A 7,873-nucleotide genomic window follows, 5' to 3' on the forward strand; every position below is an offset into this window, starting at 1 on the left:
CATGAGTTAGTGATGACCGTTTGGCGCTTGTTGGCGGAATGATGCGTCTATCCGCCAGTCGCTTTAGAAAAAAATACACGTCAAGCTAGAAATCAACGCGTTTTCTGCTGATCTTTGAGTGATTGTATTATAAATAAGTGATGTTACGATTGAGCTCTGCGACGTTTTCGCCGTCTATACTGCAATTATTGACAAAAACTCATGTGAATTTATGAGGCGTACTTTATGCTCCCAGGACCGCGGTTGTACTTTTTCTGGATGTACTGTCTGTCGCATGTGTAAGGCGTGCTTTGAAGGGTGTTTCAAGGTCTGGTTCTATAGCGCGTTAACACAAAATTAGAGTCTGAGCGGTAGATCTTTGCCAAGAATTTTGTCTAAGAGTGCGACTCGCGGGTCCGTTCGAAACAGATTCGAAGGAATAGTCTTACTGCGGCAAGACCAATTGCGCCCGCAGGCGTGGGGAAATCAGAGCGGCTTTACGCTCTGGATGCATGATGCCCTTCCAACGCACTGGCTCTCGAGAGCCATGTCCCACTTCCACATATATCCGTCCGAAAGGATACCGAAGGTCGAGGCCAATCATGGCGTCCACCTTGAGGGCAATCGGTCAACACCACAGGGGCGCGTCCATGACTTCGATCGTTTCTTCACTGACAACCAGCCAAATACGCAATCTCTCCACCACCACCATTGCATCGTTGACCACGGACGATGTGGCTGCGCTGTCCACAGCGCAGGTCAAGGCGCTTTCGTCTTCCCAGATTCATGCACTTGAAACCGACGATATCGCGGTCTTCACCACAGCCCAGCTTGGCGCAGTGTCTGCCGCCTCCATTGTCGGCCTGAGCCTGGACCAGATTGCCGTCCTCGAGTCCTCCACGATCACCGGTCTCGCAACCACCCAGATCGCAGCACTCAGCACCGCACAGGTCGACGGCCTGACTTCCGACCAGGTTGCTGCGCTCACATCCACGCAGATCGGCGCCTTCAGCTCGGCAGCCATCGCCGTCCTGTCCACGGACGATATCGCGTCGTTCACAACGGCTGAAGTTGCCGCCATCAGCGTCAAGGGCATCGCCGGTCTCTCGACCGACAACGTCGCCATCCTTTCCACCGACCAGGTTGCAGCCCTCAAGTCAACCCAGGTTGCAGCCCTGAAGTCTGCCCAGATCACTGCCCTGACGACCGATCAGGTCGCCATTCTGTCCTCCGGTCAGATCGGTGCGATGAGCACGAGCCAGATCGCAGGCCTTTCCACCACCCAGGTTGCTGCCCTAACCACAGACCAGGTTGCCGCCCTGAGCACCAAGGCTGCAGGCGCCCTGACCTCGGCACAGGTTACGGCTCTGAGCACCGACCAGACGGCTGCACTGACGTCGGCACAGATCGGCGCGCTCGGCTCCGCTGCCGTCAGCGCTCTCGGCACTGACGATATCGAACTGTTCAGCACCGCTGAAGTGGCTGCCATCAGCGTCAAGGCACTGACCGGCCTGTCGACCGACAATGTTGCGATCCTGTCCACCGATCAGGTCGCAGCCCTGAAGTCCACCCAGGTTGCCGCCCTGAAGTCCACCCAGATCCAGGCTTTGACGACCGATCAGGTTGTGGTCCTGACCTCGGGCCAGATCGCCGCCTTGAGCACCACGCAGGTTGCCGGTCTTTCGACCGACCAGGTTGCAGCCCTCAGCACCGACCAGGTTGTTGCACTGACGTCGAAGACTGTTGCCGCACTGACCTCGACGCAGGTTGACGCGCTCAGCACCGACCAGGTTGCCGCTCTTACGTCGACCCAGATCGCCGCCTTCGGTTCCGCAGCCATCGGCGCCCTGAGCACCGACGACGTCGCTCTGTTCGAAACCAATGAAATCGCTGCGATCAGCGTCAAGGCCCTGGCCGGGCTGTCCACGGATGCCGTTGCCATCCTCGAAACCGACCAGGTCGCTGCATTGACGACCACCCAGGTCGCTGCCCTGAAGAGCGCCCAGATCGGTGCCCTGACGACCGACCAGACCGTCGTGCTGACCTCTGCACAGGTCGCGGCCCTGAGCTCCACACAGGTGGCCAGCCTTTCGACCGACAATGTTGCAGTTCTGACGACCGATCAGGTAACCCAGTTGACATCCAAGGCCGTCGGCGCCCTGACATCTGCCCAGTTGCAGGCGATGAGCTCCGAACAGGTCGAGGCGCTGTCTTCGGCCCAGATCGCTGCCTTCGGCTCCGAGGACCTCGCGGCCCTTTCAACCGATGACATCGTCACCTTCTCGACCGCAGAAATCGCAGCCATCAGCGTCAAGGCGCTGACCGGTCTCTCCACCGATGCCGTCGCAATCCTCGAAACCGATCAGGTTGCAGCGCTGACCACTGCGCAGGTCGCCGGATTGAAGTCCACCCAGATCCAGGCCCTGACCACCGATCAGGTCGTCGTTCTGACCTCGGGTCAAATCGCAGCCCTGAGCTCGACACAGGTTGCCGGCCTTTCGACCGACCAGGTTGCAGCTCTCTCGACAGACCAGGTTGTCGCCCTGACCTCCAAGACCGCTGCGGCCCTGACCTCGGGCCAAATCGATGCCCTGACGTCCGACCAGATTACCGCGCTGACATCCACGCAAATCGGTGCTCTCGGCTCGGCAGCAATCGGCGCCCTGAGCTCCGATGACATCGTCCTCTTCGAGGCCGCTGAAGTTGCTGCCATCAGCGTCAAGGCTCTGGCGGGTCTGACCACCGATGCGGTTGCAGTGCTCGAAACCGACCAGGTAGCTGCGCTGACGACGGGTCAGGTGGCCGCCCTGAAGTCGACCCAGATCGGCGCGCTGACGACCGACCAGGTCGTGGTGCTGACCTCGGGCCAGATCGCTGCGCTGAGCGCAACGCAGGTTGCCGGCCTTACGACCGACAATGTTGCGGTTCTGACCACAGACCAGATCAGCCAGCTGACATCGAAGACCGTGGCTGCCTTGTCCACCGACCAGATCGCAGCCCTCAGCTCCGAACAGGTCGAAGCCCTGTCGTCGGCTCAGATCGCTGCCCTCGGCTCTGAAGATCTGGCCGTACTGTCCACCGACGAGATTGCCACCTTCTCGACCGACGAGATCGCAGCTATCAGCGTCAAGGCGCTGACCGGTCTGACGACCGATGCTGTTGCGATCCTCGAAACGGATCAGGTTGCAGCGCTGACGACCGCCCAGGTCGCCGTGCTCAAGTCCAGCCAGATCCAGGCCCTGACCACCGATCAGGTCGTCGTTCTGACCACCGGCCAGATTGCAGCCCTGAGCTCGACACAGGTTGCTGGTCTCTCGACCGACCAGGTTGCCGCCTTCACAACGGACCAGGTTGTCGCCCTGACCTCCAAGACCGCTGCAGCCCTGACATCCTCGCAGATCGATGCCCTGACGTCCGACCAGATTACCGCGCTGACATCCACGCAGATCGGTGCTCTCGGCTCGGCAGCAATCGGTGCCCTGAGCTCCGACGACATCGTCCTCTTCGAGGCTGCTGAAGTTGCTGCCATCAGCGTCAAGGCCCTGGCGGGTCTGACCACCGATGCGGTTGCAGTGCTCGAAACCGACCAGGTTGCGGCAATGACCACGGCCCAGGTAGCAGCCTTGAAGTCGACCCAGATCCAGGCCCTGACCACCGACCAGGTTGTCGTTCTGACCTCGGGTCAGATCGCTGCGCTGAGCTCGACCCAGGTTGCTGGTCTCTCGACCGACCAGGTTGCCGCCTTTACAACGGATCAGGTTGTCGCCCTGACCTCGAAGACGGCCGCTGCCCTGACCTCGAGCCAAGTCGATGCCCTGACATCTGACCAGATCCAGGCCCTGACATCGACCCAGATCGGTGCGCTCGGCTCGGCTGCCATCAGTGTCCTGAGCTCCGACGACATCGTCCTCTTCGAGGCCGCTGAAGTTGCTGCCATCAACGTCAAGGCTCTGGCTTCCCTCTCCACGGATGCCGTCGCTGTACTCGAAACCGACCAGGTTGCCGCTCTGACCACGGCCCAGGTCGTTGCCCTGAGCACAGGCCAGATCGGTGCGCTGACCACCGACCAGGTCGTTGTCCTGACCTCGGGCCAGATCGCCGCTCTCAGCTCGACGCAGGTTGCCGGTCTCTCGACCGACAATGTCGCGGCTCTGACCACCGATCAGGTCACGCAGCTAACAGCCAAGGCGGTTGGTGCCCTGACTTCGGACCAGCTTGAAGCGATGAGCTCCGAGCAGGTCGAGGCACTGTCCGCCACGCAGATCGCAGCATTCGGATCGGAAGACCTGGCGGCCCTGGCGACCGACGACATCGTCACCTTCTCGACAGCCGAGATCGCAGCGATCAATGTCAAGGCTCTGTCGGGTCTCTCGACCGACGCGGTGGCAATCCTCGAAACCGACCAGGTCGCAGCCCTGACAACGGCACAGGTCCTCGGACTGAGCTCCACTCAGCTCGGTGCGCTGACCACCGATCAGGTCGTCGTCTTGACCTCGGCCCAGATCGGCGCGCTCAGCACTTCGCAGGTTGCCGGTCTCTCGACCGACCAGGTTGCGGCGCTGACCACTGACCAGGTCGTGTCACTGACCTCCAAGACGGCCGGTGCCCTGACCTCGACCCAGGTGGATGCGCTCAGCACCGACCAGGTTGCGGCTCTGACATCGACCCAGATCGCGGCGCTCGGTTCGGTTGCCATCGGCGCACTCAGCACGGATGACATCGCGCTCTTTGCCACGGACGAGATCGCAGCGATCAACGTCAAGGCTCTGGCGGGTCTGTCGACCGATCTGGTTGCCGCCCTCGATACGGACCAGGTTGTCGCCCTGACAACGACCCAGGTCGTTGCCCTGACCTCCAGCCAGATCAGCGCGCTCTCGACTGATCAGGTTGCCGTCCTGACCTCTGGCCAGATCGGCGCCCTGAGCACGACACAGATCGCCGGCCTGACCACCGATACGGTTGCGGCCCTGACAACGGACCAGATCGGTTCGCTTGGCACCAAGACTGTCGGTGCCCTGTCTTCCGCTCAGGTCGAAGCCCTGGACTCGGATCAGGTCGCCGCTCTGAACTCGACGCAGATCGCAGCGCTCGGCTCGGCCGCCATCTCGGCCCTGTCGACCGACGAGATCGCAACCTTCTCGACAGACGAGATCGCTGCCATCAACGTCAAGGCCCTGGCCGGTCTGTCGACCGACGACATCGACAGCCTCGCCAGCGATCAGCTGCAGGCCTTCACCACCACGCAGATCCAAGCCTTCAACGATGATCAGATTGCCGCGATCATCTCGGCCTACCAGGATCTCTGATCCTAACCGGCGCGGCGAAAGCCGCGCCGACTCACACAGCAGACACTGACAAGCACATCTTCAAAGCATACAGAAAATGCCGCCGCTTCAACCGAAGGGGCGGCATTGTGCGTATGGGGACTACAAGCAGGGACCGAGGCGCATCGCGATCGGCGCCGATTGGCAATACCTGTCGAAACCTACCACGCCTTGGCGATGCATAGCTCGCAGCGCAGTTTATCTTGACTGTCGCTTTCGCCATATGATCAGAAGCGTGACCGGGATCGATCGTTCATCATCGACCGGCGCTCGATGGCGGCTGAACAGCTTCACGGCAAAACGCCGGCGATCAGCATGTGACGGTCGCTGATATGTCGTACCTGCAGCAGCAAGCCGGCCTGTTGCAATTGTGCGTTGACTTCATCGAGCGTGAATGCGGCGCATAGTGAATTGTAAAAATCCTGACGCAGAATCGCATGCGCGTCGGGTGCCACCTTCGCGACGATGTCGTCCGCGTCTTGTGGCGTATCCGGTCTGATCAAGTCCATCACATAGACTGCAGCGCCCGTCTGTCCCAATCGCTGTATTTCACTCCACAGGACCATTGGGTCGGGCAAGTGGTGCAGCAGGTCTTTCGAAAGGACGGCATCGAAACCGTACTCAGAAAGAGGAAGACCCGGAATGTATCCCTGTATGACCGCTATCCGGGATTCGTGGCTCGACGCTCGCACGGCCTCTCTGGCCAGATCGACCATCGCCGCCGAGCCGTCGATCGCGGTGATGTGGATATCCGGGCAGGCATCCGCCAGCCTGACCATGACGTCGCAGGGGCCGCAGCCAATATCGATGACATGATGCAGGGTATGTACCCCGTTCGACAGGACATGGTCGACAAACGATTGATTGGAAATGGAAAAGTCCGCATCGGCATAGCCGAGCGACTGCTCGGCATCTGCCATGATCTCAGGTTCGAGAATTCTCTGCATGAAGACTCTCCCTGAATGAATGTTGAAACTCAAAAGCCGAAGCATCGCATTGATGTCTGCGCCGAGCGTTGGGCAGCAATGGTATGGCTTGATGATATCGACAATGAACCCTTGTGCCAACCGATCTGGCATCAGTCAGACTGGAGGCAATCTGATGCCGTCGTCTCGATTTACGCTATTGGCGCGGTGTCCAGAAATATGCCGGCAATCGCCTCGTTTGGGGCAACTTCGGGCTACACGCAGCCGTGGTTCAACACGACCGAAACCTGGACCGTCGGTCAATCAAGAGCCCGGCAACTCCCCGGTATGGATAATGAAATCTTTGGTGCGCCGGACGAGATGAAACTGGGTGCCGCTATTGTATTGTAATCACTATAGAGTTTTAATCGAAACAAATTAGTTGCGCCAACCTCGTGATAGGTCGAGGCTGGCGCGAAGCAGCTGTTACGCGGCGCGGGAGAGTGCAACCGCGTCCGGTCCGGCCGGGAACCGTAGATTGCCGGTGCTGTCGTTGACCGCCCGCCACACCGCTTCAGCGACATCGATTTCTCTGGTGGTCAGGGTCGGTTGTGCAAAGGCATCGAAGATCGGAGCTGCGAAGGCGGCATAATCCTCCGGAATGAGGTCTTCGACCGGTACTGAAGTGTTCTGGGCAAATTGCGTGGTCGGCGCATAACCGGGCTCCACCAGCTTTGCACGTATGTTGAAGTGCCCCAGTTCGTGAGCGAGCGAGCCCGTGAAGCCCTCGATGGCCTGCTTGCTGGCGGTATACGCCGCGGCCAATGGCATGGGGGCCAGAGTCACACTCTACGTCACGTTGACGATCACGCCTGACCGGCGCTTGCGCATCTGCGGGATAAAGGCCTGCGTCATGGCCATCACGCCGAAGGTGTTGGTGTCGAAAACCTTCCGAATGTGAGACAGGGGTGTTGCTTCGAAGGCTCCCACAACGCCGATGCCGGCATTGTTGACCAGCGCATCGATTGGTCCCGCGGCTTTGACTGCCTCGGCGATACTGTCTTCATTCGTCACTTCCAGGGACAGAACGCGCAGGTTTTCAGAAGGAGGCAGGATGCCCTCGCGCGGTGTGCGCATGGTTGCGATGACGTTCCATTGCTTCGAAAGAAAGTAACGAGCCGTCTCAAGGCCATAGCCCGAAGAGCAGCCGGTGATCAGTATGGTTTTCATGGTTTATCTCCTTGTTGGGGTTCCGATAAATCCATGATAGCTCGTTCCAATAGGACTATATACGATTGTAAGTCCGAATTTTATTTGCAATAGTCCAAGTATGATTGATCCTCTTTCAGATATTATCGGACTGCTGCGGCCGCAGGCCGTCTTCACCAAGGGCATCAGCGGCGCCGGGCGCTGGGGTGTGCGTTACGGCGATTTCGGTCACCCGAGTTTCGCCATCGTGATCGAAGGTTCTTGCCGCCTGGCTGTAGATGCGCAGGCTGAGTTGACACTCAACGCGGGTGATTTTGTTCTGCTGCCGACGACGCCGGGCTTCACGATTTCAGGCTTCGAGCCCGTCATTCCCGAATTCATCGATCCCCATGTCGCGGTAACAGCAACTGGCGAAGTTCGCCATGGTCGGCAGGACGGCCCGTCTAGCGTTCGCAT

At 59.7% G+C, this 7,873-nt stretch carries 4 protein-coding genes and 1 pseudogene; 3 read left to right on the forward strand and 2 right to left on the reverse strand.

All coding sequences use genetic code 11. The features are described from left to right. Positions 1-629: 629 nt before the first annotated feature. The gene (locus PDO_RS20180) at positions 630-5,285 is read left to right on the forward strand and encodes a beta strand repeat-containing protein (RefSeq protein ID WP_141649964.1); all 4,656 of its coding nucleotides are present in this window, start codon (positions 630-632) and stop codon (positions 5,283-5,285) included. 308 nt (positions 5,286-5,593) lie between these two features. On the opposite strand, the gene PDO_RS20185 is transcribed toward PDO_RS20180, so the two are convergent. Beyond that, positions 5,594-6,250, reverse strand: coding sequence for a class I SAM-dependent methyltransferase (locus PDO_RS20185; protein WP_007606238.1), 657 nt, complete (start codon positions 6,248-6,250; stop codon positions 5,594-5,596). Positions 6,251-6,265: 15 nt separating this feature from the next. Between PDO_RS20185 and PDO_RS20190 the strand changes: the two genes are divergently transcribed. Then, the gene (locus PDO_RS20190) at positions 6,266-6,619 is read left to right on the forward strand and encodes a hypothetical protein (protein WP_037074838.1); all 354 of its coding nucleotides are present in this window, start codon (positions 6,266-6,268) and stop codon (positions 6,617-6,619) included. Between the two features lie 75 nt (positions 6,620-6,694). Here PDO_RS20190 and PDO_RS20195 read toward each other — a convergent pair. Next, positions 6,695-7,438, reverse strand: a pseudogene (locus PDO_RS20195) (SDR family oxidoreductase). Between the two features lie 100 nt (positions 7,439-7,538). On the opposite strand from PDO_RS20195, the gene PDO_RS20200 reads away from it, so the two are divergent. Continuing rightward, positions 7,539-7,873 (forward strand): cupin domain-containing protein (locus tag PDO_RS20200; RefSeq protein ID WP_007606251.1); only part of this gene is annotated, 335 nt, incomplete at its 3' end.

Origin of the sequence: Rhizobium sp. PDO1-076, assembly GCF_000247475.1 — a bacterium.
In the GTDB taxonomy this organism is placed as follows: Bacteria; Pseudomonadota; Alphaproteobacteria; order Rhizobiales; family Rhizobiaceae; genus Allorhizobium.

Excerpts from the sequence above, each read along its gene's own strand:
- PDO_RS20190 (WP_037074838.1), top strand. The coding sequence starts at position 6,266 with ATGAATGTTGAAACTCAAAAGCCGAAGCATCGCATTGATGTCTGCGCC.
- PDO_RS20185 (WP_007606238.1), bottom strand. The coding sequence starts at position 6,250 with ATGCAGAGAATTCTCGAACCTGAGATCATGGCAGATGCCGAGCAGTCG.
- PDO_RS20180 (WP_141649964.1), top strand. The coding sequence starts at position 630 with ATGACTTCGATCGTTTCTTCACTGACAACCAGCCAAATACGCAATCTC.